Source organism: Pantoea sp. nfd-35, from assembly GCF_056892255.1.
This window is the reverse complement of sequence record NZ_CP122404.1, coordinates 96,592-122,288: the sequence shown is the minus strand read 5'-3', so window position 1 is coordinate 122,288 and position 25,697 is coordinate 96,592. Positions and strand designations below refer to the sequence as shown.

Below are 25,697 nucleotides of genomic sequence, written 5' to 3'. Positions count from 1 at the left end.
GGCTGTGGCTGGCACTTTTCGGAATTTTAAAAAAAGTTTTCGTTTTTGCGAGCGCACCCCAGCTTTCACCTGGAGCCTTTCACTCTCAACGGCTATTACTGAGCCGTGATGTTATTTGCTGTTCTTCGATTTATCCATCCTTGTTACATCCCTGAGCGGAGCAAATGATGAAGAGAGCGCGCGTGTGGTTTCCTTTATCCTTAGTGGCGCTGGCCACGGTGAGTGCCCTGACAACACCGCTGCCGGCCATGGCATGGGACAGTCTTACCGTATTCGGTGACAGCCTGAGCGATACCGGAAATGTGGGGCGGTTTACCTATAATTCTGCAACCAATCCGCTGTATGACGAAATCCTTGCGCGGCAGGCAGGGCTTACGCTCCAGCCTTCTTCCCAGGGCGGCAGCAACTACGCGGCAGGCGGGGCCGTTGCCGTACCCGCTATTAATCCGCAGTTTAATACTCAGGATCAGGTGGCGCGTTACCTCGCATCGACCAACGGTCGGGCCGATCCCAACGGATTATATATTCACTGGATAGGCGGTAACGACCTGGCCGCAGCCGTTGCGCTTCCTCCGCTGGCAACCACCCTCATTGACAACAGTGCCGGTGCGGCCGCCAGTCAGGTGAAAGCGCTGCTCAATGCTGGCGCTGGCACCGTGATTGTGCCGACAGTCCCTAACGTAGGCGCCACGCCCGCGCTGATCGAGGCGATTCTTCAGCCGTTTAGTGCCGCAGCCGTGTCCGCTGCCTTTCAGTCACTGGATGCTGCCGCAACGCCCAACAGTGCCGCCAGACAGCAGGCTATTCAGGCTGCGTTCAATCAGGCAGCCGGACAACTCTCCGGTGTCCCGGCGGTTCGCGATCTGCTCGCGCAGCAGTTATTCGCCGCCTGGCAACAGCTGAGCGCTCAGGCGGCAGCCTTGACGGCGCGGTACAATCAGCTGGAGGAAAACGCGCTGGCAAATACCCAGGGAAATATCGTCCGGGTTGATATTAATGGGCTCTTTAGTGAAGTCATCGACAACCCCGCGGTTTATGGATTGAGTAATACCGCAGGCATGGCCTGTCCGCCCGGAACCTCCTCCGTTGACTGTACCTCATCAACAGCAGGTTTTTCGTCCCAGCAAAATTATCTGTTCGCCGATCGCCTTCATCCCAGTCCGGCGGTACATGCCATCATTGCCGACTACATTCAGTCGATTCTGGATGCACCCGCGCAGGTTGCGGTGCTGACGCAGGCCCCACTCGCCATGCTGCATGACATGCACAACACACTGGATGGTCATCTTCAGCAGCAGCGCAAGCAACCTACTGAGGCCGGTCAGTTCACCGTATTTGGCGGTTATGCCGGTCAGCATGCTCGCAATAAAAACGATGTTTTCAATGATGGCGACACCGATACCGCCAACCTGTCTGTGGGCATCGGTTATCAACTGAGCGATAACTGGCAGGCCGGTGCATTGCTGTCGACCGCCAGTCAACGCCAGCATCCCTCTGATCGGTATGATTACCGGCTGCGTGGCAATATGGTTGCGCTCTGGAGCCAGTTGCAGCTGGTGGATCGGCTCTGGCTTAACGCCGACGTCCACTATGCGGATCTGGATTACGACGCAATAGAACGGCGGATAAAACTTGGACCTGCAACGCGAACGGAGCAGGGAAGCAGCGGGGGTAAACTGATGGGGCTGCGCGTCCAGACAGGCTGGGATTTACCGTTAGGCGAGGTTATCACTACCGGTCCGGTAGCCAGCTATGCACTGGACTACGTGCAGGCAGATGCTTATCAGGAACGGGGCGACAGCAGCAGCGCCATGCGTTTCTCCGATCAAACGCGGCACTCACAGGTTGGCGCAGCGGGCTGGCGTATCGACACCCAAGGATTATGGATAAACCCCTGGGCGCAGGTCAGCTATAACCACCAGTTTGGCGACACCGACTCAGCCGTGAGCGCGGGGTTAAAATCTACCCGCACGACCTTCCGGCGCACCAGCGCAGGCCAGGATAAAGACTGGGTGGATATGGCCGTTGGCGCCAATGTGCCCTTGGGCGAGGCGGTGACCGCATTTGCCGCTGTTTCGACGGTGGTGGGTGACCGTGATTATCGCGACGTCACATGGAACCTGGGCCTGAGCGCTCGTTTTTAAGAGGATGTTGTCGCAGGGACGCGATAAAGGTTTGCTTGCTCATGAACCCGGGCGCTGGACTGACGGATACCCCGGCCTGTGTCCTGAGGTCATCGCCACGAGATAAATTGTTACCTGGCTGAGGGAGGGTGAACGGCTCAGAAAGTTTGACGGATCCCGCTTCGCAAGCGGGTTTCGGTAAGGTATAGTGCGCGTTTTTGGAGGAACCATGCTGACCCAATCATCTACACGGCTCAATAAATACATCAGTGAGAGCGGAATATGCTCCCGCCGCGATGCCGATCGCTTTATCGAACAAGGCAACGTTTTCATCAATGGCAAGCGCGCGGCGGTAGGTGCCCAGGTCTTTGCAGGCGATGTCGTAAAAGTGAATGGTCAGTTAATTGAGCCACGTGATGAAGATGATTTGGTGCTGATTGCGCTGAACAAGCCAACCGGCATTATTACCACTATGGAAGAAGGCGAGCGCGATAACATCAGTGATTTTGTCAATCACAGCAAGCGCGTTTTCCCTATTGGTCGGCTTGATAAAGATTCTCAGGGCTTAATTTTCCTGACCAACCATGGCGATCTGGTCAATAAAATTTTGCGTGCCGGCAACAACCACGAAAAGGAATATGTGGTGACCGTCGATAAGCCTGTTACCGACGAATTCATCGCGGGCATGGCGTCAGGTGTTCCCATGTTGGGTACGGTAACCAAAAAATGCAAAGTAAAGAGAGAAGCGCCTTACGTGTTTCGTATTACGCTGGTTCAGGGGCTTAACCGGCAAATCCGTCGCATGTGCAAACACTTTGGCTATGAAGTGACTAAGCTTGAACGCACGCGCATCATGAACGTCAATCTTAAAGGGATCCCTTTAGGAGAATGGCGCGATCTCACGGATGATGAACGGGTTGAACTGTTTAAGTTACTCGAAAATTCCTCTTCAGAAGACAAGCCAGCGAAGAAAACACCACAGAAGAGTCCGGCGGCAAAGAAACCGGCAAAAAATGCCGTTAAACAGGGCGAAAAGTCAGAGGATAAACCGGCGTCACGCAAGCGCTTTACCCAGCCCGGTCGTAAGAAAAAAGGGCGCTAGTACGAATGCGCATCAACGAGTCGTTTCCCTTTGATTATCCGTGAATACCGGCCCGAATGGGCGGATCACTTTTCTACCGAAGCTGCCGTTATCGCGGCGGCATTGGGTGAGCATCTTGTGGCTATCCACCACATTGGCAGTACGGCTGTTGAAGGGTTATCAGCCAAACCTGTCATCGATATTCTGGCAGAAGTGATGAATCCTGATGCGCCAACAGCAGAGTCTGGGCTAATACAGGCAGGCTATCAACCGCGCGGAGAAAACGGTATTCCGGGAAGGCGCTATTTTACTAAAGGTGTTCAGGCGCGGACCCACCAGATTCATGCTTTTCTCCCGAGGAGTCCGCATATCATACGGCACCTGGCGTTTCGGGATTATTTGCGACATTTTCCCGCGATTCGCCATGAATATGCTGCGGTCAAATACGCCGCACAACGTGCCTGCCAGGGCGATATGAAGATCTATTGCGCATTGAAACATGATTTTATTCAGTTTCATCAGCAATGCGCACTGGCGCTCTTTCCCTTCTGATTTCTTCCACAGCCTCGCTCTCCATTACCCGCAACTTTTCTGGAATTTTGTTTCTGCCCTCTACACTTTTTCATTCAGCAGCAAGCGCGTACTGGCGTTTGGCGAAAGTGCCTGAAACGATGAGATAAAGCATGTGGGAACAGCCAATGCGTGCGAGAAAGCGTCAGGCCAGTGCCTCAGGCCGCATAATCAGAAGACGCCACCTTTTCAGGATGAAAACGACATGGCAGGATAAGCCAAATTACTAAGGAGTGGGCCTGATGTTACTGAAAGGTATGAATGATCCGTTACTTAAAGCGTATCAGCATCCAAAATCAAGGTTGATGATCAGTCGTTTCAGAGGGTTAGCGGGGGATCGTCGTCTCAGTGACTGGCAGGTTTTTTGTATTCTGGTCAACGGATTTACTAATTACTGGTACGTATTATCCGGTAATTTCAACATCCATGTTGAATATACTAAAACGCGGCAGTTCGATTTCATGCAGGATTTTTTGCATTTTTCTGTCACGCTCGATGGCTTATTAAGCGACGCGCACTTTCGCTGCCCCGATTTTATTTTGCCGCATTATGATGTTCCTTATGAATTTTGCCGCTGGCGCAGCAAACGCGGTTATGATTCTCCGGTGACGTATGTTGGCAACCACGGTGTTAAATCCCATAAAGGTCTGTTTATTGCCAGCCACGATGCGACGCGAGATGAGTACCTGATGAAATGGGAAGGAACAGTCACGGTTTTTGATAAAGCCTTTTTTAAAATGGGAAGTTTTCAGACTACCTGTGACTTTTTAGTGAATGATATGACAAAAACCATTCGTGAAGGCGTGATCAAGCATTTGAGCCTGTATCGTGACCTGTATAATTATATTTTTCCCTCGCCCGTGGAAGCGCGTATTCAGGCGCGTGACAATAAACGTTATTTGGCAAAGAAATAAACAATCGGCCAGACCTCTCCTCGCAATCCGTTCAGAAGGGTAAACCGTTAGTGTCCGGAAGGCTCGCCAGGTAACTTCCAACGCAGCCAGGCATCCAGTTCAGTTTCGGCCATGGGCTTGATATTGAAATATTCATATGCGACATCATTATCTTGCGGGGGAGCGGCAAGGGGTGACGTCGCAGCGTGAAAGCCGGTTTCATCCGCTAAGACGATCGTATTAAACTCTTTTAAGGTGCTAAAAATACTGTGCGCTATCAGACGTGAAGTGATTTTTGCATTGATCGCGTTTGCCAGGACGTTATTAAGCTTGATGATGACAGGCGGGCTTTGGCGAAGGTAGCGTATTTTGCTATAGCCTTTAGCGGCATCCTCCCACGACATACTGAATCCCAGACGTCTGAGCATTTCCAGCCCCAGCATGGCGGCCGGACTGTCAATGATATGCTCCGTTTTCACTATCTTGATGATGAGCAGTGAGACCGGCAGCCCTGCCTTTAGCATTTTCTCCGCCAGCTTTTCTGCAAAAGCGACGTCAGCAACATCTCGCTCGTGAAGACTTATCGTTACAGGTAACTGAATAGGGTGATGCCGGAGACGCCTAAGGCGGCAAATAGCGCGGTCGACCAGCCAGGCTGTGAGCTGTTTGTCCAGCTCTGTTCCCTCAGCCAGCGTGACAAAATTATCTGCCGGCAGGTCGCCGCGCAACGGATGGTGCCAGCGCATCTGTGCTTCAAGGCCCACAGGTTTGCCGCTTTTCAGGCATACCTTGGGCTGGAAAACTAAATATAAACCGTGATTGTGTCGTAAGGCTTCTGCCAGTTCACTCATCAGGGTAAAATCTGGCGCACGGCCTGAATCGCTCAATTCATCAAGACGAAACGGCGAGACCTTTTGGTCACTCTCATATTCCAGCGCATTGACTGCTCGTCGGAGAACCTCATGGGCGGGGGCATCACCGGCAACAAAATCTGTTTGCCCGACGCAGGTGGTCAGGGCCATAGTCAGACCATCACCGACATCAGCACTGATTCCATTCAGACGCTCGACCACCCAGCGCGCACTGATGTGGCTGTCAGTATGGGTTAAAATCGCAAAACGCCCGGTGGCGATAGTATAAAGCAGGCCGCCACTGATTGGTCGAAGGCGTAAAGGCAGAAGCGTCGCCACATCTTTAAGCAACGACTCCAGCGATGCCATACCTAACGATCGGGATAATTCGAACGCGCGTGACATATCGATACAGTCAATCAGCACCAGACGGCGAGAAGCCGTGTCGTTCAGATTAGCAAGGAACTGTATATCACGAACAAGACGTTCCCGATTCGCCAGGCCAGTAACCGGTTCGACAAAAGCCGCAGAGTGCCAGGCGTCAAGGAATGCGACAACTAACGCTGCCAGGGATTCAAAGATATTTTTTTGCTGGTTGTCGAAAGGGCGCGGTACCGTATCCGTTACGCACAGCGTCCCCAGCATCAGGCCATTTTTGTTTTTTAGCGGCGTGCCGACATAAAAGCGGATGAAAGGCGCATGCGTTATTAACGGATGATGAGCAAAACGTGCATCACGGAAGGTATCCGTGACAACGACCGTTGCGCCGCCTTCGACCACGTGCCGGCACAAGGCCTGCTCGCGAGATGAATCTTGCAGCTCAATATTATAACTGGCGCGAACAATATGCTGTTCATCGGTCAGGACGGTAATATAACTTCCATGGGTGCCCAGCAGCTGGCTGGCCAGACGCAGAAATTTCTTCAGACCTTCATCCCGGCCGCGATCGGAAATGCTGAGTGCATTTTTTTCACTGGTGCGGTGAGGTTCCTTTTTAGTGTATTCCATAGACATTCCCGCTCCTGCCCGTTTGCTGAATAGAACTGCAAAAAAAGAGTGTACGACAAATGCTGGAAATAAAACCCAATCAATATAAAAGGCAAAAGCAATTAATTTATTTCTTGTGGAGAGTGAGGGTAGGAATTATAAAGTTTTCATGTCTTTTTACTTAATGCAAATTGTATCCTTTTTTTTGGCGTTGTTTTTTGGTTAAGAAGTTTGATGCTGAAATATTATAAATAATAGTGCGGCCATTTTAATCAAACGATTCACTTTTATTTTATCATTCAGCCCTAAATTAAATTTCAGGTATTGTTCGTTTTTTTTAATGTATACATGCCGGGTCTTATGTCATTTATGCGTTGTGCATTACGCCGCCTGACGGGATGGCACTCAATGGTTACGTCTGCAATGTAAGCTAATACAAGGCATTATCTTGTCTCAATGGCGGGCGGTAACGAGGCGTTAAAGTCAACCTATAAGCCATGTCGGGATCTTTACGGTGAATAGGCATTTTTAAATAAATAACCTTAATGAATAGGTTTCACGACGCCACAAGATTAATCCGGATCGTGCCGCGATGAAGCGTCGTCACCGTAGTATATTAATGTAAATTATTGTGCCTGTTCGCGAACCGATACCTGCATGTTTGGACAATAACTGATAAGCTATCTTCTACAATCACGACGACGTTGGAGCTGCCCTTTGCTGACCACCATTATTTATCGCAGCCACATTTCGGATGACGTTCCTGTTAAGACGCTTCCAGGAATGGTGGATGATGCCAGCATACTTAATGCTTCCCATGAAGTGACAGGCATTTTGTTGTTTAATGGCACACATTTCTTCCAGTTGCTGGAAGGCCCGGAAGAGGGCGTTCTTGCTATTTACCAACGTATCTGTGCCGATCGCCGACATCACAACGTGGTAGAACTGATGCGTGACTACGCGCCATCCCGTCGCTTCGGTAACGCCGGAATGGAGTTGTTCGATTTGCGTGAACACGATCGTTCAACCGTGCTTCAGGCGGTTCTCGATAAAGGCACCTCCAAATATCAGCTGACCTATGCTGACAGAGCGCTGCAGTTCCTGCGTACCTTCGTAGAAGCGCGTGAAAAAGAAAACTACTACGAGGTATTACCGTCAGAATACTGGGAATTCATTCCTGAAGCGCCTGCCTCAAGCGCGGCAAAATCCTCTCCTTCGGGTATCACCTTCCGACCGGTTGTTGATCCCCTTGCCAGGCAGGTGACGGCTATTGAGGCGATTACGGATACGCGCCACAGCGGCAGCGATCCCAATGGGTCGGATAAAAAGTTACATGATGCCGACCTCGATGCCGTGATTAAAGCTTTCGAGATGGCAGGCAGGGCCTGTCCGGATGAAATGACCCTGTATGTCAGCCTGCTTCCTATGACGCTGGTGGTCGTGCCGGACGCCGTTGCCAGAATTGTTGCAACCATCAACGCCTCAGGTCTGGTGCCGGAGCAGGTGGTCATTGGCGTCAGTGAAACCGAAGTTATTTCACGGCTGGAAGCGTTTTCCGTGGCTGTCAGGGAGCTTAAAGCCGCCGGTATCAGCCTGTCCGTTGATAACTTCGGTGCGGGCTCGGCAGGATTGTCATTGCTGACCCACATTCAGCCCGATCGCATTCGTATTGATTCCAGTATCACCACGGATGTTCATCGAAGCGGCCCGAAACAGGCAGTTGTTCAGGCGATCATCAAATGCTGTTCAGCATTAGAAATCACGGTAATTGCCGCAGGCATCGTGAAAGCGGAAGAGTGGATGTGGCTGGAAGCCGCGGGCGTGATCAACTTTCAGGGCAGTCTGTTTGCGTCGCCAGATTCGGGGCAGTCCGATGCGGTTGCCTGGCCAGAATATCGTGACGCAATGTAAGTATGCTCATGCCGTTATAACGTCATAGTCTGAACGTTTATCGGTAATCTATTCCTGGCAGCACGGAACGCTGCTGTTATTCCACTTATGCTCTACGTACCCGCCCTGTATTATCCTTCTTTACTGCTACGCATTTTGAATTCAGCCTGAATATCGCCATTTTTACCGATCCGCTATCTTCTATCGCGAGTCATTGTTAATCGTCAGGCAGCCAGCAAGAGTGCGGGTGTGCTGTTGCGTAAGGGATGAATAACGATTCCTCGTACTCCGCGACAATATTTAATGTCTCCACTTTTCGTCAGAGAAATTAAAACGATTTTACCTGAACAGTCTGAGCAGGGTGGTCAGGAGGCGGGCGCATAAAGCGGTATTACTCACCAGTGAGCTGAGTTAATCACCTTTCCAGAGATTACCTGGACACAAAAAGCACAGTTTGCGATCATGGCAGCATTACGGAAAATAAAAACCTGTTCAGGTACACATAACATGAAAGAAAACAGTCGCTTAGAATCGATCATGAATTATCTTAAAGGCAACAATCTGGTCACGGTTGAACAGCTTGTTACGGTGACCGGTGCGTCACCTGCGACCATAAGACGCGATCTGATTAAACTCGATCACGAAGGTGTCGTCAGTCGCACGCATGGCGGCGTTACCCTGAACCGGTTTATCCCTTCTCAGCCCACGACGCTGGAAAAGTCGTCGCGCAATCTGGCTGAGAAACACGCGATTGCCCGCGTTGCGGCCAGTTTTATCAAAGCCGGTGATGCGGTGATACTGGACGCCGGTACTACCATGTTTGAGCTGGCGCGACAGATTACCCATATGCCTTTGCGTGTGATCACCAACGATCTCCATATCGCGCTGTTTTTGTCTGAGTTCAAACAGATTGAAGTGACAATTATTGGCGGTCGCATTGATGAAAGCAGCCAGTCGTGCATTGGTGACCACGGGCGAAAACTGCTTAATAATATTCATCCGGACATTGCCTTCCTGAGCGGTAACGGATGGGATGGGGTTAAGGGCGTGACGTCGCCTACAGAAGAAAAGGCCGCGCTCAAACGGGACCTGATCAGGAACGCCCAGCGCCGAATTTTACTGGCAGACAGCTCAAAATACGGCGCATGGTCGCTGTTCAACGTGGTGCATTTGAAGGAGCTTACGGATATTGTCACCGATGCCAACCTGGATAATGAGATCCGGCAAAGGTTGCTGTCAAACCCACTCCCTGCGCTGATGATCGCGGAACCCGTGTAACACGCCGTTGCCTATGGCGGTGTTGCAGACCAATCGGGTGCGGATGAGTGCGTGACGGAACAGCGCGTTAACCGCGTGGCACAGATTATTGCCCGGGCATGGCATCAAGATTTGCCCAGAGGAGCGCGCGGCTGAGAAAGGGTTAAGGGTTTGCGACAGGATAAATGCGTCAGGCAGGTACCAGGGTTGGCGCCAGAACACGACATCGCTGAACCGGCTGATAAAATACGCGCCTGGGTCACGCAACCGTTATCCCGCCAGCGAGCGTTACTCGTCTATCAGGGGTTTGAGATACAAGCGTGTATCGCCGTCTTCACCATGTTTTGGGTGCCAGACCATGGCTGCATTTTCATCGCCGATGTAGGTCATCCCCAAAGGTTCTATGACTGCATAGGGCCGCGCGAAAGCGGCCCGGTAGGCCAGTAACTCTTTTGCCATTGCCACAACCTGATGAGAAACGTCGTCGGGGTGGGTGACAATGTGATTCAACTGTTCTTCAGTCAGCATACTTCCATTCCTGAACACCCAGCCCATAAACGAAGCCATCTGGCAGGGGTTTTAAATCTGTTAATTATAGTCAAACGGGTTACCGTCAGCTTTCGTCATTGCTCAACGCTCAATGGACATGACCCATATTGGCTGTAGGGCGTAGCTTACTACGGGAAGGACAGATTTCGAAGGCCTGTTGACAGCGGTGCAGAAGAAAGGAAAGGGCAGCAGGACAGGCGTTACCTTATGCGTCGATAAATCAGACAGAAAAGACGCGACAGGTGGCCTGCGACATCTTGACTATTTATAGCCATATGATCGCGGTTGGTGTTGTTGGCTTCAGCAACAGGGTAGCGCGCGTTTTACGCTTGTGTATGAGCCGCCATTTTCGCTTCCGCCCCGTCAGGCCCAGAGAAGGAGGCGGTAACGCGTTACACAAAACGATCTGGAGAGATCGCTGACAGAGCGGTAAGCGCAACAGCTGAACGCATTTCATGTTATAGCCTGCGGTTATTCAGGCAGGCAGCTGCGCTTTTGATGAGGTGAATGATAAATATGACCGGAATAATCAGGTCGTTTATTCGATTGCTTCACTTTGGCTTGCAGTCATGTGTGCTATCGACATAGCTGAAAACGCCAGGCGCGAGGCTGACGGCGCGGTTTCTCGTTAAAAATCTTAGAAAAAAGTTCCGGTCATGTTATACAGTCTCGCATAGCCCTTGTTTGCGATAAATCGTCCTTTAACAGGGCGCTAAATATTTAAATTTAGGCTAAATTAGTTTCTGCGTTTTTGCACCCGCACAAGGGGAGGCTATTGTGCACAATAATCAAAGTGGCAATGACGAAAATCGTCTCAAAGCGGTTAAAGCACTTTTGTCACCTGATGTCACCAGGGATGAGGTGCTGGAAAAGTTTGTTCATCTTGCCGCGCAGGTACTGGGCATTTCAGGCAGTTTTATTTCTATTATTGATGATAAAAATCAATATATTAAGGTTTCCCGTAATTTCAATCTTAAAGAATCCGCACGAGAAGTTTCCCTTTGTCGTCACGTGATTGACGGTGACGGACAGCTCGTTGTGCAGGACACATTACAGGATAACCGCTTTACCTTTCATCCACTTGTTGAGGGTGAGCCGCACATTCGGTTTTATGCAGGCGTGTCGTTATCTAATCTGGAAGGGCTGGTTTTAGGCACGCTTTGCGTGACCGACACAAAGCCTCATACGTTTAGTGATGAGCAACTGGACACCTTAAAGTCGCTGGCAAAACTGGTTAGTTCTTTTCTGGATGCCTGGAATCTTGCCAGTTTCACGGACCTGATCACGCTTTTACCCAACCGGCCCCGACTTATTCGCGACATGCAGCAGTTGGCCGTCAATAATCCCGATCGTCGTTTTCGCCTGATCCTCATCGACTGTCTTGATATTCCACAGGCGTATGAGTTATCCCGCACTTTTGGCATTGCGCCGGTAGAAAACCTGCTCAGACAAATTGCCGGACTGGTCGGTGTTCGTCTTCAACTGCAGTCAGATGACATGCTGTATTCATTTGCGCCCGGCCGGTTTGCGTTAATACAACCTTATCTTGGTGGTTATAATGCGCAAAGCACCGTTGAGGTATTAACCAGCCTTAAAGCAGATTTAGCGGATAACATTACGATTGATATTGATGTTTATACGGGTGAGACAGAGTTTGTTTCCCGCGACATCGATGCGAATGAAGTGGTGCGCCAGGCGGTCAGTGCATTACACGAATGTATCCATCAAAACATGGGCGCCATGACGTTCGATCATGCTTATGATTCGCGTCGCACTGAAGATTTTTTGATTATGAACGATCTGGCTCAGGCGCTTAAAAAAGATGAAGGCCTGTACCTCGCTTATCAGCCAAAGGTCTGTTTAAAAACGGGAAAAACCGTAGGGCTTGAGGCTTTGATCCGCTGGCACCACCCGGAGAGAGGCGAACTGTTTCCGGCCGACTTTATACCGCTGGCCATTAAAACCAACCTGATTTCTGTCCTCACTGACTGGGTTATCGATCGCGTCATTATTCAGCTTAAGCAATGGAACAACGAGTTTGAACTTATCCCGGTATCCGTGAACGTCAGCGAGCGTGACTTTTCCAGACCAGAGTTTGCTTCTGGCTTAGCCAGTAAAATGCAGGCGGCAGCCTTGCCGACAGCACTACTGGGCATTGAGTGTCTGGAAAACGAGCTCATTACGGAGAGTGATATCGCCATTAACGGGCTGGAGGCGCTTAAAGCTCAGGGATTTGTTATTTCACTGGACGACTTCGGTACGGGCTACAGTAATATCAGTTATCTGCAGGAAATACCGCTAGATGTCATTAAGGTCGATATGTCTTTAATTGGCCGAATGGATGGCGATCATGCGTCAAGAATCATCGTGCGGAGTATTATCATGATGTTGAAAGAGCTGAACTATACGGTACTGGCAGAAGGCGTTGAAACTGAAGCCACGTTGAGTTTGCTGAAGCAATACGGTTGTGACCAGATACAGGGTTACTTCTTTTCGAAGCCGCTCCCGGCCAGCGATATCGAACACTGGTTGCTGCAGAAGTAAATGCCCTGAAGGCGACAGTCAGTGTCGCCTGAAAAGCAGGACAACCTGCTTCAGGGGGGTTTGCCAGCAGCGCTTCAGTCGGTTAAGAGGCTGAAGCGCGCTGTACGATTAATCCAAATCCCTGCCGTTACTTGCTATCACCTTTTTATACCACCAGAAGGACTTTTTCCGCCGCCGGGCCAGCGTGCCTTCTCCACGATCGTCACGATCCACATAAACGAACCCGTAACGTTTGCTCATTTCGCCGGTTGATGCGGCAATCAGATCGATACAGCCCCATGTGGTATAGCCGATAACAGGAATACCGTCTCCGATCGCATCGGCCATCGCCCGGATATGTTCGCGCAGGTAGCTGATACGATAATCGTCAATAATTTCGCCTTTCTCCGTTAACTCATCGCGTGCGCCCAGGCCATTCTCGACCAGGAAAAGCGGCTTCTGATAACGGTCATACATCATATTCATGGTGATGCGCAGGCCAAGCGGATCGATGCCCCAGCCCCATTCACTCCGCTGAATATACGGGTTGGTGAGGGATTTCACCACGTTTGCCGCGCTGCTATTGTTGTCATTCATCTCGGCCGAAGCACATCGGGATGCATAATAGCTGAACGACACGAAATCGACGGTATGCTTGAGTATATCCGCATCACCGTCTGCCATTTCAATCTGAATCCCTTTTTCGCGGAAAAGGCGCGCAGCGTAGGCGGGATAAGCACCTCGCGCCTGAATATCAATGAAAAACAGGTTTTCACGATCTTTTTGTAGCGCCGCCCAGACGTCGTCAGGTTTGCTCGACCAGGGATAAAAATTGCCACCTGCCAGCATGCATCCCACCTGATTATCAGGGTTGATTTCATGCGCGATTTTTGTCACCAGGGCGCTCGCGACCAGTTCGTGGTGAGCTGCCTGATATTTAACCTGCTCACTGTTTTCACCAGGTTCAAACACCAATCCGGCACCCGAAAATGGGCTGTGCAGCATGATGTTAATTTCGTTAAAGGTCAGCCAGTACTTCACTAACCCATCAAATGCGTCAAAACAGGTGCGGGCATAGCGGGCAAAAAACTCAATCATTTTACGATTACGCCACGAACCGTATTGCGTAACCAAATGCATGGGAACGTCAAAATGGCAGAGCGTCACTAAAGGTTCAATGCCATGTTTACGACACTCGGTGAACATATCACGATAAAAAGCCAGGCCCTGTTCATTCGGCGTGCTTTCATCGCCACGCGGAAAGATACGGCTCCACGCAATTGAGGTGCGAAAGACGGTAAAGCCCATTTCTGCCATCAAGGCAATGTCTTCCCGATAACGATGATAAAAATCGATCGCAGTATGGCTGGGATAGAATTCGTCATCGCGCAACTCAACGCGTTTTTCCTGCCCCAGCTTTACTGGCATACGCGTGGGGCCAATGGGGATCATGTCAACGGTAGTGAGTCCTTTCCCGCCTTCAAGAAAAGCGCCTTCTGACTGATTGGCGGATAAGGCACCGCCCCATAAAAAGCCTTCAGGGAATGTTGCTTCAGACATGAAATCCTCTTTAACAGGGTCATTAATGATCAGCTGGCGTTAGCCGCTTTCGTTTGTTCGGGGGATGCGCCAGGTTGTGATGGCGCCGGAGGGGTGGTTTCTGGAATATCTTCAAAACCCAGAATCAGGGTAAGAATGAACGACAGCACCACGGAAAGTACCATTACCGCGACAACCCAGACAATCGACAGGGGATTGGTCGGGTCAAAAAACTGGACGCTGGTAAATAAACCCGGTGAAGCCATTGAATGGCTGGCCAGACCGCCTATGCCGGCCACGGCACCGCAGATGAATCCACTGATCAAACTGGCAATCAAAGGGCGTTTTAATCGCACTGCCACGCCGTATAGAGCGGGTTCGGAAATGCCAGCCACAATAGCGGAGGCCGCCGCCGCCAGCGCGGTTTGACGTAATTCGCGGTTTTTTGTTTTAAAGGCCACCGCCAGCGACGAGCCGCCAAGCGATAAATTGGCGCCAATCTCAGAAGGCATCACCATGCCTTCTTTACCCGTTTCGGCAATGGTCTGGATGATGGTGGGAGTAAAAACCCGATGCATACCTGTCATGACCAGCAACGGCCACAGCCCACCCATAATGGCCACAGAAAGCCAGCCCAGATAACCGTGAATAGTGTAAACCAGAGCGGAAATCCCGCTGCCGATCCAGATACCAATCGGGCCTATCAATACAATGGCGATCGGCGCGGCGATCAACACGATCAACATAGGCTTAAGGAAGTTTTTTGTCACTGCAGGGGTGATACGATCCACCCCGCGTTCGATGTGAGACAAAATCCAGGTCATCACCAGCGCCGGTATTACCGTATAGGTATACTTCACCGCCGTAACCGGGATAAAAGCAAAGTCGACGTGTTGTCCCTGTGCTGCTTTAGCCATGAGGTCAATAAAGTTGGGATGCACCAGCACGCCAGCAATGGCGATAGCCAGTGACATATTGGTTTTGAATTTCAGCGCGGCAGACGCAGCCACCATAATGGGCAAAAAGAAGAAGGCACCATCACCTATCACGTTAAGTATGATTAGGGTTGATGAGCCTTTCTCAAATACGCCAGCCATATCCAGTATCATGGCCAGTAGCTTGACCATTGAACCGCCGATAATAGCCGGAATCAGCGGTGACATAGTGCCAACCAGCGCATCCAGAATGCCGGCGCCTACGCTTTTAAGCGTCATTTTGAGTTTTACGGGCGCGGCGCCGTCTGACTGCGGTTCGCCTAATGCCAGCACGGCCTGATAAGCCTTTGCTACCTCATTGCCAATAATCACCTGTAACTGAGTATCGGTATGAACAACGCCCATGATGCCGTCAATGGCTTTCAGGCCGGCAAGGTCAACCAGACGGTCGTCCTTCACCACAAAACGCAGGCGGGTCATGCAATGGGTTACCGCACTGATATTAGTCAGGCCACCCAGCTTACTGACGATAGCCTGTGAAATCTCTGCATAATTTCCTGGCATGATTTTATCTCGTAGGGAAGAGGAAAGTGCGCTCGGGTTTCCGCTCTGGCCGTCGTGTTGTTGTTTTACTTCGCCAGTCAGCCTGCCTTACTCTGCATCTGACCCACGGTGCGGCTAAATAGGAAACCGGTTTCACAAAATCATGAAGAGATTTCGCCTTTTAAACAAGAGTGTAAAATAGACTGATGTTATTTTTGTGATGATAATCACTTTGAGTGGCGAAGCACGCGGCACGACATTAAGGCTAAATATTTCAAATAATGAAAGGCTTAGGTAAACTCCATTTACTCTGAAGATTCTGGCAGCGATAACATGACAACCATTTCACAAGTAGCAAAACGCGCCGGCGTCTCAAAAGCGACAGTTTCGCGGGTGTTGTCAGGTAAGGGTTATGTAGGGCAGGAGAAGCGGGAACGGGTTTTGCTGGCCATTGCGGAGACAGGCTATCGACCTAATCTGCTGGCACGTAATCTGGCAAATAAAAGTACCCAAACCATCGGGCTGGTTGTAACCAACACACTGTACAGTGGCAACATTTTCAGTGAGTTAATGTCTCACTCTGCCAGAATTATGGAGCAGCAAAATCGGCAGTTGATCCTGGCCGATGGCAAACATACCGCTGAGCAGGAGCGCGCTGCCATCCAGTTTCTGCTCGATTTACGTTGCGATGGCGTTATCATCTATCCGCGTTTTCTCAGCATCGACGAGCTGGATGCGATTATTTCGCAGCACAAGCAGCCTGTGCTGGTCATTAATCGTCGTCTGCGAATTAATGACAGCTTCTGTATTTACAGCGATCAGCAGGCAACCAGCCAGAGGGCCGTCAGTTACCTGATTGAACAGGGCCATCGCAATATTGCATTTATTACGGGATCACTGGATTCGCCGACCAGTCAGGAGCGACTTGCGGGCTATAAAACCGCGCTTCACACTCAGGGAATCGCAGCGAATCAGCAGCTAATTGTGCAGGGCAAATGGACGGCGCAAAGTGGGATGCTGGCGGTGAAAACATTGCTGGCGAGCGGACAGCCCTTTAGTGCTATCGTCGCCAGCAATGATGAAATGGCTATCGGGGCGATCAAACAGCTTACAGAAAATAATATTGCTGTACCTGGAACCGTCTCGGTCATTGGCTTTGATGACATTCCGCTGGCCCCTTATATAACGCCTGCGCTCTCCAGTGTTAAATTTCCCGTTACCGATATGATCAATGACACCATTAATCGACTGGTCTTTATGCTGGATGGCGGTGAATTAACGCCGTTTACTCCCTATCAGGGCAGCCTCGTTGTGCGTGATTCCATTACCGGCATCACCTGATGCCTTTACTGTGCTGAGTCGATCGCGACCTGTATTAACCCGATACCTTGCGCCGTGAGTCCGGCCACCACGTCCTGAGAAAGCCCCTTTTCCGTAATGACGTGACCGGGCTGAAAACCGGAAGACAGGGGATAAGGATGGATCTGCCCGAATTTAGAACTATCGGTCAGAACGTAGCTTTCTGCACCTTTAGCCAGCACGGCATCCACGACATCACATCGCAGCATATCCCGGCCGGTGAAGCCGGTTTCCGGGTGCCAGCCATCTGCACCAATAAAGGCCTTATGGAAGTGCATTTGCTGTACGCAATACCGGGTTAAGGGCCCCGTCATTGATTCGCTGCGCTTTTGCAACATGCCGCCCAGAATAATGACTTCACAGGCCGCGTCTTTAAGCAGATGGCCGATATAATGGCTTACGGTGATTAACGTCAAATTTTTGCGGCTGGCCAGCATATGTGACAGCAGGGCGTTGGTGCTGCCGCCTTCGATCAATACAGATTCGCCATCGTTAATCCGCCCGGCTGCATAACGGGCGAGCGCCAGTTTTATCCCATAGCGGGTATGCATTCGCACGCCAACGTCGTCGCTGTCTAATGCCTGAGCCGCACCGTGAACCCGACGTAAAACCCGCTTTTCTTCCAGCAGGTTGAGGTCCTGGCGAATGGTAACCTCCGACACACCGGCCAGCTCAGCCAGTTCGCTGACGGCGACGTTGCCTCGGGTATTAACCAGTTCAATAATTTTCTGCTGACGCGTATTCATCATGGTTCTCTGCTCTGACGTTGAGTCTCGCTGGTTTCAGGCTAAACCCAGTCCACGTTTACCCACCGAATTGAGATCGGCGAGGGTAAACCGGTTCTTCCAGCCGGCCTCGTAATGTTCAGGCGGAAAATCAGCAGGGGAATGACCCTGCTCAAGTGCACTCGCCACCTGATGCGCATAAGCGCGGTTTTTATCACACATTGGCGCCGCGGGAATATACATAACGTTTCCCCATCCCTGTTGATTTTCAACCGGTGCGACCGCATGAATCAGGTCACAGTGCCACCATACCGAATCGCCTGCGGTGATCGCCGGCACGGAGCATAATCCTTTTACCAAATGCGGGTGCCATTTTTCACTAATCGGGAGTACGCGCCCCGGTTTAACACCACATAATTCATCGTCAGCGACATCCGATAACAATGGGCGCAGCAGCACATATGCAATGGCCTCCGGTACGGGAACCACGTGCAGTAAGCCCTGATCCGGCATCATATCGGACAGCGCCGTCCATCCCTGAAACGTCCGGAAAGCCGAGCATTTTGTGGTATCCGGAACATCAAACTCATCCACTTCGCTGCGATGTGCGGCATGCCACGGGTCGTAATGCTCAAGATTGCCGTCAAAAATCGATCGAAAAACGCGTTGGTAAGCGGGCAACAGCCAGCGTTCCAGCGCGCCGGAGTCAGTGTGTGCGCCCAACCCTTTCGAGGTCGTTCCTGGCGGTCGCCGACGAATGCGATCCGGATAGATAAGATTCACGTCCGGATCGAACCATTGCTGGCCCCCGGATTCAAACGTCCACAGGCGATTTAAACATGACTGCACCTGGGCCATTTCAGGACTCTGGCGCGCCTCCATTTGTGCGTGAGACCAGTAAATGGGATAGATTTCAGGGCGGGATGCTTCCAGGCTGCCGAAAAAATTATCGCCCGGGCCGCGGTACTGTGTATCAAACTGATTTTCGTCCAGGTAACGCAGCATGGAGGCATCCCATGCCAGCGCCTGTTCCCGTGGGAAATGCTGCTTAACCACCACACAGCCACGGCGCTTGATGCTTTCTCGGGTTTCAGGCGTCAGCCCTTGCGTGATCTCCTCGGGTGAAATAACCGGCCAGGCGCTGCCGTTTAGCCGCTCTTCCGCTTTTGCGTCGCTTATCGCCTGCTCGGTTCTCTGGCAAACCTGCCTGAATAAGCCTTCAACATCGCCAATCTGCTGACGGATCTGCTGTTTAAACTGGCGGATGGCGGCTGAAATATCCGTGGGTAACGCTGTGTGCTGAAGCTTTACATTCATGACTGCGCCCTTAACAGTGTTTTCATTTTACATATGAAGGTTTATTTCATTTCATTCGAAAGTCAGCACTATGTTTAACAGATTGCTGTTGGTGAAAACCGGAACTGGCGCACAATGTGAGCGAACAGAAGGATTTTTGATGACTGGAATTCTCATTATCCCCTTCAACGAGTAAGCTTAAAAATGAGTGAGCCTGTTCAGGCCGGGAAAAAGGGGGATGACAATGGCAGTAAGGATGATTGCAGTGGATATGGATGGGACGTTTCTGGACGAAAACAAGCAGTACAACGTCCAGCGCTTTTCACGCCAGTACGCCCTGCTAAAGCAAAAAGGTATTCACTTTGTTGTCGCCAGTGGCAATCAATATTATCAGCTACAGCGCTACTTTCCTGACATCAAAAACGACATCGCGTTTGTTGCCGAAAATGGTGCTTGGGTATCAGAAGGCGATGATGAAATTTTTTGTGGTGAGCTGGCAAAGGAAAGCGTGCACCGCGTGTTGGATATCCTGGCAAAAGAGCCGGATATCAGCACTGTCGTTTGTGGACGCAAGGGCGCTTATGTCCATTCTTCAATGCCAGACAGCGTTATTCAGATGCTTAACAATCATTATTACCGACTTGAAAAGCGCGATAATCTTTATGATATCGATGACACCATTTTTAAGTTTTCGCTTAACCTGGCCAACGAAGGCATAGACAGCCTGATGGATCGTCTGCATAACCAGCTCGGTGAAATCGATCATATTATGCACCCCGTATCGAGCGGCTATGGCTTTATTGACCTGATTATTCCAGGCTGTCACAAGGCACATGGTATTGCTTTGCTGCAACAAAAATGGGGCATTAGCGATTGTGAGGTGGTGGCCATCGGCGACAGTGCAAACGATATCGAAATGTTGCGCCAGGCCTGTTTCAGTTTTGCAATGGCCAATGCTGTTGAGTCGGTTTCAGCCGTTGCGCGGTTTAAAACGGAAAGCAATCAGGATGAAGGGGCGCTAAACGTCATTGCCAGAGTGCTGGCGCGCGAATTCCCTTTTGATTAACGCCGCAATGGCGGCTTTTCAATCATGAGCGCGGAAGGGGAGCCTCTTCAAAAACAAACTTAACGTGACGCTGTCACTTATTTTGCCTGCTTCTGATCTTTTCGGACTGTATAAGGTGCTGGCAGGGGATGTCAGTGCCGCGCAAAGAAACCGCATGCAAAGACAGGTTAATGGTAATAGTTACAACATACTTTAAATGATTTTCTTAACACCGTTCGGTTAGATCGACGTCGTCTTTGTCTGGGCAAGAAAATCACGAAAAGCCCGGTCCAGGCCGGGCGGGCAGGCATTATTTATCCGCTTTCTTCTCATCCTCAGCGCCTGACGGCTCCGCTTCAGCAACGGACAGCCAGGGCTTGAGGAGTTGAATATCCAGAATGACGTAAACCATCGTGCTAATAAATAACGAAATCACGCTACCGAATACGCCGCTGGTGGTGAAGGTCAGATAGTTATAGATAATCAACCAGGTCAGGCAAATGAACAGGGAAAGGGCAAGCATAATCGATGAGAGTGAATAGTTGCTGGTGCCGGCGCCTTGTTGGTGCGTCAGTTTAAACAGGTTCCCGAGGGTGTATTTTTCCAGCATCAAAATCGTTTTTTGCCAGTTACGGCGTTGGCGTGAACCTGCGCGAACAATAAACAGATACAGTACGGAGATAAAAAAGCCTGAAAAGGCAATCAGTACCGGAACAGCCTCCAGAGCATACTCAATGCTTTTGTGGCTTGCGCCAGCCGGGCTCAGGTCCAGCGTTAATGAGGCACCCAGTGCGGCATACAGAAAAACGAATAGCGCCAAAAAGGTTATCGTGCGCTTCCAGTCCGCCTCTGCTTCGCGGTTCTGTTGCTGGAGGGCGACGGTAAAGGCGCGTTCGATATGTTCAGCCTGAGGTGAGTGCATTTCAATCGCCTCTACCGTTTCATCCAGCAGGGCAGTGATAAAAGGTTTGTGGTCGTTGTGCAGGGGAATTTTCATGACGTCGATTCTCGTTGAAATTTCCGCTTATTTTAGTCTGCCTGAAGGGAAATGATACCTGCTTAACGTGATTAACCTTGTCAGACTGAGCCACTTAACTCGCAGGTAATGCGCTTTGCGAGCACGGCATGATGTACACTGCTTATGAACTCACCACGAGGAAAGCGATTATGAATGACAAGAAAATGATTTCCATCGATCAGTTCAGTGATGAAGAGCGACTCGCCGTTAATGAAGTTCTTCAAAACCTGATGCAGAAGCACCGTCAACGCACCGGCAAAGAACCTGATGCAAAAAAAGAGAAAGAGTTAAATAGCGAAGCTCGTCAGCAGGTCATGGCCGATAAACTTCTTAATGAAAAGTTAAAAGCAGAAAAAGAAAGTAAAAAACCGCTCAGGAAAAAGAAACCCTCTTCGCTAACGGCCAGTGAAGTCGGCGATTTCAACTGGTCCGCCTCAGTGGCTAAAGGCCGCAGAAGATAAAATAACGCCCAGTCGCGCTAAGGCCTGACGATATAACATGGATCGTTGGGCCATGTGGACCCGGGCAAGTCATCGGCATGAGTCATCTTAACGGCAATAACAAATAAAGGGTAAAAGTCTTAAAAATTAAAGCGCAGGGCGTTTTTTGTGGATAAACTGCGCTAAATATATTGTCAATTACGCGTGCGAATGACCTATTACTCACCTGATGATCATCATCTTAAAATGCGATCCACGCGATTTGTCCGTCGCATGTTTGCCATGCGCCAGCTTGGCACGCTTTTATGTTTTTTGCCGATTGCATCCGTTCTCCTGGAACTGGGGAAAGAACCAGCGATATTGGTATTACTGATTAGCAACGTTCTTATCTGGCCTTATCTGGCATACCGCCTTGCCGTAAAATCACGGGACTCCACCGCGCGGGAGCGTTCAAATTTAACGCTGGATGCCGCATTTGGCGGTATCTGGATTGCGCTGATGGCCGTGAGTCCTATGCCGTCCTTTGTCATCATCGCGGTTTTGATGGCCGACCGTTACGCCGCAGGAGGCTGGCCTCAGCTGCTCTCTGCAGCGCAGGCATTTCTGTTTGCCTTTATCCTGGTATGGACGATTGAAGGCGCGCCGGTTTTGATGGAGTTTAGTACGCGCACAGCGTGGCTTACCCTTCCACTGGCCACATTCTATATGTTGGCACTCAGCGTTGTATCACACAATTTGACGTTGAGCCTGCGTCAGAAGAACCGTGAGCTGGAGAGAATTGCGCTGATGGATCCCGGTCTGGAAATCCCTAATCGTCGTTTGTTCGAACGCCGGCTTGAAAGCGAGCTTTTGCGCACCTTGCGGGGTGACACCAGAGCGTATCTGATACTGATAGATGTCGACCATTTTAAAAACGTTAACGATACATTCGGTCACGAAGCCGGGGATTTTTTGCTGGCTGAAATTTCCGGCCTGTTACGTGACAGCGTAGGTATGAAAGACATTCCGGCACGGTTTGGCGGAGATGAACTTGGCGTTATCATTCGTGATTCGAATGACGTTGACATCATCAGACTGGCCGAATCGCTTCAAAGAAATATTGGGCAATTACGCCTGCCTGCTTCTGTAACGTTCAGGTGTTCCGTCAGTATTGGCATTGCCAGTGCTGATAAAGCCGACTCAATACATGAGTGGCTGCGGCGCGCTGATAAAGCGTTATATGAAGTGAAACGATCAGGGCGGGATGGCCTGAAATTATGGCGGGCCTGATCCCCAGCGGAACAACGCATCGCGGGGTTCGGTAACGTCCACCCGTAGTGCATCACCAGACCGTCATCAATGCCGCCTCCTCTGAGGCGGCATAAGTATCAGATAGCCGGATAGTCGCCAGTGCCTTCAGGCCAGGGCGTGAGCAGGTCAAAGCCCGTCTCGGTGACGGCGACGGTATGCTCCCACTGGGCAGACAGCGAGCGATCTTTTGTAACCACCGTCCAGCCATCAGAAAGCACACTGGTCCCTGCTTTTCCAGCATTGATCATGGGTTCGATGGTAAAAATCATCCCTGCCTGTAAAGGCATTCCTTCGCCCGGCGTGCCGTAGTGAAGAATTTGAGGTTCGGTATGATAAATCTCGCCGACGCCATGACCGCAATATTCCCTAACCACGGAAAAACCCGCGCTCTCAGCAAGGCGCTGAATAGCGGCGCCAATATCGCCCAGTGTCGCGCCCGGGCGAACCGTTTTAATGCCTGCAACCATGGACTGATAGGTAATATCCACCAGCCGTTTTGCACGCACGGATGGCGTCCCCACAAAATACATTCGGCTGGTATCGCCATACCAGCCATCTTTAATAATGGCGACATCGATATTCACAATATCACCTTCTTTTAATGTTTTGGCCGCCGGGATCCCGTGGCAAACAACATGGTTAACGGAAGTACAGGTGGTACGGGTGTAACCGTGATAACCGATATTGGCAGGCGTAACGTTGAGTTCATTGACAATAAAATCATGACAGATATCGTCCAGTTGCTCTGTCGTGATCCCCGGGCGTACATGAGGGGTGATCATCGCCAGCACCTGGGCGGCAGCGTGCCCGGCAGCACGGGCTTTTTCAATCTCTTCTGCAGAATGGATCTTAACGTTCCCCATTACACTTCTCCTTGTGGGGTTAAATCGGCATGATGTAGTACCTGGCGAATATCGGCACCGCCGTTCATTTCGATGCGGATTAATGTTTGAGCAAGCTCGTGTTGTGTCAGCTGGGGATACAGCTCGGCCAGCATGCCCAGTTTTAACCAGTGCTCAGCCTGCGCATTTATTGAGCGGCTCATCGCCTGGCTGGCGATGCGTAAGTTTTCATGCATCAGATCGGATATTTTTACAATGCCCATGTGAAGCCTATATGTAATGTATACGTTTTATATATAGGTTACGCTTTTTGCGGTGACAGTGAAAGCTGAATTAACCGGTCATAAAATGCTTAAAGCGCCATTCTTCCGGTAGCGCGATGAATTTCTAACTTAATGACACAGTCTGAGTGCGTATTTAATCTGTTCTGATCTCGCGCCTTTTATTGGCGTGCCGGGCAGAGTTAGTCTTTGATGTGACCGATCAGCAAAGTCAAACACCATTCTCTGACCGGGTTAAACTTCATAAACCTATGCGGTATTACCCAGGTTAACTTTTCATGTTACTTAGCAGATCATGAACCATAATCTACTGTTGAAAATCTGCGATATTGACGCATCACGCCTGTTCCGTCTTGGCCATCGCGCTGAGGTCTGCAATTCATGGATTGGGTACAATCAGACAGAGATTTGTTTTTGTCTGATTGTTGCTCCTGCTTCAGTTACAGGCCGGTTGCGGATGTCCGTTGACAAGACGCGGTGTGGATTGCGCAGAGTGGCGGTAATGTGCGGGAGGTTTAACGCAGGCGGTGGTATTTTATCCGGGGCTTTACGCCTTAAAACGGCATCATAAAAGGATTACGCGTGTTCACGTTGCACTTAACCACCGGGATTAACCTTATGAGAGCACTCTTCGTCACAGGTCTGATCTTTGCGCTAGCCGCATGCTCCAGCTCAGTGGGTCGCAATGTTGATACAGCAACCGTTCAGAAAATCAGGCCAGGCCTGACAACCCGAGCGGATCTGATCGCGATGTTTGGCCCGCCTGACACGGAATCCCCGTATCCCAACGGACAACAGTTACTGATGTGGAAATACAGTAAAGCCCGAGCGCTGGCTACCTCGGCAGGTGAAACGCTCACGGTACAGACAAAAAATGGCAAAGTGTTTAACTACACCTTCAGTAAAAGCTGACGTTTTATCCCGATATCTCTGCGCACAATAAAAAACGTGATTGTATTGCCAGGTTAACACAATCGCGGATCTGTGCAGGGAGTTAACGTATTCCTCTTCGTTCAGGAGGGATGAGATGAATAAGCCCATCGTGGCAACCGGCACCGGAAAACGTATTCTGAGAATTGTCGGTATCGCCGGTGAGCTTGCCGATGCCATGGATAATATTTCGCTGTCCTTATCAATACAGGCAGGACATTTTTCAGGTCAGTATTGCCGTTAGCCAGATGGATGCTGCCACGCAAACGCACGCTGTATTTGTCGAAGAATCCTCTCCAGTCTCGCAATCTTAATCTGAGCAGATGTACGCTATGGTGAAAACCTCCGCTTAGCGCGCCCGCCCCGTCATTAACGTGTTTCCCGTTGTCTCGTCAGCGATGACGGGGCAACGCCATGTTGCGCTTGCTGCACAGCGCCGCGTAAAGCCCGCCCACATCCTTCGGCGTGTTAAGTGCCGGGCAGTGAACACCTCATTCCCCTCTGAAAATCCCAACGGCAATGCCGGCGTGAAGAAAAACGTCTCTCCTGGCGAATGTCACGGGGAAGGGCAGTGTCTCTGCGTAGCGTCGAGGCGTTAACACAGTCATTGCCGTTTTGCATATTTGCCTTGATTCCTTTTCAGAATCAGCGTAGCGACGTCTTTGTGACTCCAGACTTAACAGGTCTGGAGTCACAGTCGGCAGAAAGGTAGAATCTGCAATACGGCTTT

At 50.6% G+C, this 25,697-nt stretch carries 21 protein-coding genes and 1 pseudogene; 13 read left to right on the top strand and 9 right to left on the bottom strand.

The window, feature by feature from the left end:
- The first annotated feature begins 167 nt into the window (after window positions 1-167).
- The 4 genes from P9J57_RS20975 to P9J57_RS20960 all read left to right on the top strand — a co-directional run bounded on the left by P9J57_RS20975 (window position 168) and on the right by P9J57_RS20960 (window position 4,688).
- On the top strand, window positions 168-2,144 hold the full coding sequence (locus P9J57_RS20975; RefSeq protein ID WP_483279556.1) for an autotransporter outer membrane beta-barrel domain-containing protein: 1,977 nt from the start codon (window positions 168-170) through the stop codon (window positions 2,142-2,144).
- 208 nt (window positions 2,145-2,352) lie between these two features.
- Window positions 2,353-3,225, top strand: coding sequence for a 23S rRNA pseudouridine(2604) synthase RluF (gene rluF / locus P9J57_RS20970; protein WP_014604580.1), 873 nt, complete (start codon window positions 2,353-2,355; stop codon window positions 3,223-3,225).
- A gap of 30 nt (window positions 3,226-3,255) precedes the next feature.
- Window positions 3,256-3,756, top strand: a complete 501-nt coding sequence (locus tag P9J57_RS20965; RefSeq protein ID WP_483279551.1) for a GrpB family protein — start codon at window positions 3,256-3,258, stop codon at window positions 3,754-3,756.
- Between the two features lie 260 nt (window positions 3,757-4,016).
- A complete protein-coding gene (locus tag P9J57_RS20960; RefSeq protein WP_014333033.1) occupies window positions 4,017-4,688 on the top strand; it encodes a hypothetical protein in 672 nt (223 codons plus the stop codon).
- 47 nt (window positions 4,689-4,735) lie between these two features.
- Here the strand turns inward: P9J57_RS20960 and P9J57_RS20955 are convergent, their stop codons facing one another.
- Window positions 4,736-6,532, bottom strand: coding sequence for a sensor domain-containing phosphodiesterase (locus tag P9J57_RS20955; protein ID WP_483279550.1), 1,797 nt, complete (start codon window positions 6,530-6,532; stop codon window positions 4,736-4,738).
- 690 nt (window positions 6,533-7,222) lie between these two features.
- Between P9J57_RS20955 and P9J57_RS20950 the strand changes: the two genes are divergently transcribed.
- Both P9J57_RS20950 and P9J57_RS20945 read left to right on the top strand, forming a co-directional pair.
- Window positions 7,223-8,416, top strand: coding sequence for a diguanylate phosphodiesterase (locus tag P9J57_RS20950; RefSeq protein WP_013028050.1), 1,194 nt, complete (start codon window positions 7,223-7,225; stop codon window positions 8,414-8,416).
- Between the two features lie 486 nt (window positions 8,417-8,902).
- Window positions 8,903-9,673: a DeoR/GlpR family DNA-binding transcription regulator gene (locus tag P9J57_RS20945; protein WP_112900524.1), complete on the top strand. Its 771-nt coding sequence runs from the start codon at window positions 8,903-8,905 to the stop codon at window positions 9,671-9,673.
- Window positions 9,674-9,940: 267 nt separating this feature from the next.
- Here the strand turns inward: P9J57_RS20945 and P9J57_RS20940 are convergent, their stop codons facing one another.
- Window positions 9,941-10,180, bottom strand: a complete 240-nt coding sequence (locus P9J57_RS20940; RefSeq protein ID WP_014598192.1) for a hypothetical protein — start codon at window positions 10,178-10,180, stop codon at window positions 9,941-9,943.
- Between the two features lie 798 nt (window positions 10,181-10,978).
- Here P9J57_RS20940 and P9J57_RS20935 point away from each other — a divergent pair.
- Window positions 10,979-12,745, top strand: a complete 1,767-nt coding sequence (locus tag P9J57_RS20935; RefSeq protein ID WP_013028054.1) for a sensor domain-containing phosphodiesterase — start codon at window positions 10,979-10,981, stop codon at window positions 12,743-12,745.
- A gap of 108 nt (window positions 12,746-12,853) precedes the next feature.
- On the opposite strand, the gene P9J57_RS20930 is transcribed toward P9J57_RS20935, so the two are convergent.
- Window positions 12,854-14,284 carry a 6-phospho-beta-glucosidase gene (locus P9J57_RS20930; protein ID WP_483279549.1) on the bottom strand — a complete coding sequence of 477 codons (1,431 nt, stop codon included), beginning with the start codon at window positions 14,282-14,284 and terminating at the stop codon, window positions 12,854-12,856.
- Window positions 14,285-14,313: 29 nt separating this feature from the next.
- Window positions 14,314-15,762 (bottom strand): PTS cellobiose/arbutin/salicin transporter subunit IIBC, encoded by a 1,449-nt coding sequence (gene ascF, locus P9J57_RS20925; protein WP_483279548.1) that lies wholly within the window; start codon window positions 15,760-15,762, stop codon window positions 14,314-14,316.
- 312 nt (window positions 15,763-16,074) lie between these two features.
- On the opposite strand from ascF, the gene P9J57_RS20920 reads away from it, so the two are divergent.
- On the top strand, window positions 16,075-17,082 hold the full coding sequence (locus tag P9J57_RS20920; RefSeq protein WP_013028057.1) for a LacI family DNA-binding transcriptional regulator: 1,008 nt from the start codon (window positions 16,075-16,077) through the stop codon (window positions 17,080-17,082).
- Window positions 17,083-17,087: 5 nt separating this feature from the next.
- On the opposite strand, the gene P9J57_RS20915 is transcribed toward P9J57_RS20920, so the two are convergent.
- Both P9J57_RS20915 and P9J57_RS20910 read right to left on the bottom strand, forming a co-directional pair.
- Window positions 17,088-17,846 carry a DeoR family transcriptional regulator gene (locus P9J57_RS20915; protein ID WP_483279555.1) on the bottom strand — a complete coding sequence of 253 codons (759 nt, stop codon included), beginning with the start codon at window positions 17,844-17,846 and terminating at the stop codon, window positions 17,088-17,090.
- 36 nt (window positions 17,847-17,882) lie between these two features.
- A complete protein-coding gene (locus tag P9J57_RS20910) occupies window positions 17,883-19,142 on the bottom strand; it encodes a DUF1479 domain-containing protein (RefSeq protein WP_483279547.1) in 1,260 nt (419 codons plus the stop codon).
- A 223-nt stretch (window positions 19,143-19,365) separates the two neighbouring features.
- Here P9J57_RS20910 and P9J57_RS20905 point away from each other — a divergent pair, with 223 nt between their 5' ends.
- Window positions 19,366-20,187, top strand: a complete 822-nt coding sequence (locus P9J57_RS20905; protein ID WP_014604586.1) for a Cof-type HAD-IIB family hydrolase — start codon at window positions 19,366-19,368, stop codon at window positions 20,185-20,187.
- A 289-nt stretch (window positions 20,188-20,476) separates the two neighbouring features.
- Here the strand turns inward: P9J57_RS20905 and P9J57_RS20900 are convergent, their stop codons facing one another.
- Window positions 20,477-21,163, bottom strand: a complete 687-nt coding sequence (locus P9J57_RS20900) for a RipA family octameric membrane protein (protein WP_014598185.1) — start codon at window positions 21,161-21,163, stop codon at window positions 20,477-20,479.
- Between the two features lie 170 nt (window positions 21,164-21,333).
- On the opposite strand from P9J57_RS20900, the gene P9J57_RS20895 reads away from it, so the two are divergent.
- On the top strand, window positions 21,334-21,645 hold the full coding sequence (locus tag P9J57_RS20895; RefSeq protein WP_014333049.1) for a hypothetical protein: 312 nt from the start codon (window positions 21,334-21,336) through the stop codon (window positions 21,643-21,645).
- A gap of 189 nt (window positions 21,646-21,834) precedes the next feature.
- Complete coding sequence (locus P9J57_RS20890; protein ID WP_029569632.1) at window positions 21,835-22,893, top strand: diguanylate cyclase; 1,059 nt, start codon at window positions 21,835-21,837, stop codon at window positions 22,891-22,893.
- Between the two features lie 98 nt (window positions 22,894-22,991).
- Here the strand turns inward: P9J57_RS20890 and map are convergent, their stop codons facing one another.
- Together map and P9J57_RS20880 are read right to left on the bottom strand one after the other, a co-directional pair.
- The gene (gene map, locus P9J57_RS20885; RefSeq protein ID WP_013028064.1) at window positions 22,992-23,777 is read right to left on the bottom strand and encodes a type I methionyl aminopeptidase; all 786 of its coding nucleotides are present in this window, start codon (window positions 23,775-23,777) and stop codon (window positions 22,992-22,994) included.
- Complete coding sequence (locus P9J57_RS20880) at window positions 23,777-24,019, bottom strand: ParD-like family protein (RefSeq protein WP_013028065.1); 243 nt, start codon at window positions 24,017-24,019, stop codon at window positions 23,777-23,779. Before P9J57_RS20880 ends, map begins: the two co-directional genes overlap by 1 nt.
- A 636-nt stretch (window positions 24,020-24,655) precedes the next feature.
- Here P9J57_RS20880 and P9J57_RS20875 point away from each other — a divergent pair.
- Together P9J57_RS20875 and P9J57_RS20870 are read left to right on the top strand one after the other, a co-directional pair.
- On the top strand, window positions 24,656-24,949 hold the full coding sequence (locus P9J57_RS20875) for a hypothetical protein (RefSeq protein WP_033766331.1): 294 nt from the start codon (window positions 24,656-24,658) through the stop codon (window positions 24,947-24,949).
- Window positions 24,950-25,079: 130 nt separating this feature from the next.
- Window positions 25,080-25,281: pseudogene (locus P9J57_RS20870) on the top strand (methyl-accepting chemotaxis protein); the annotation flags it as partial.
- Window positions 25,282-25,697: the final 416 nt, after the last annotated feature.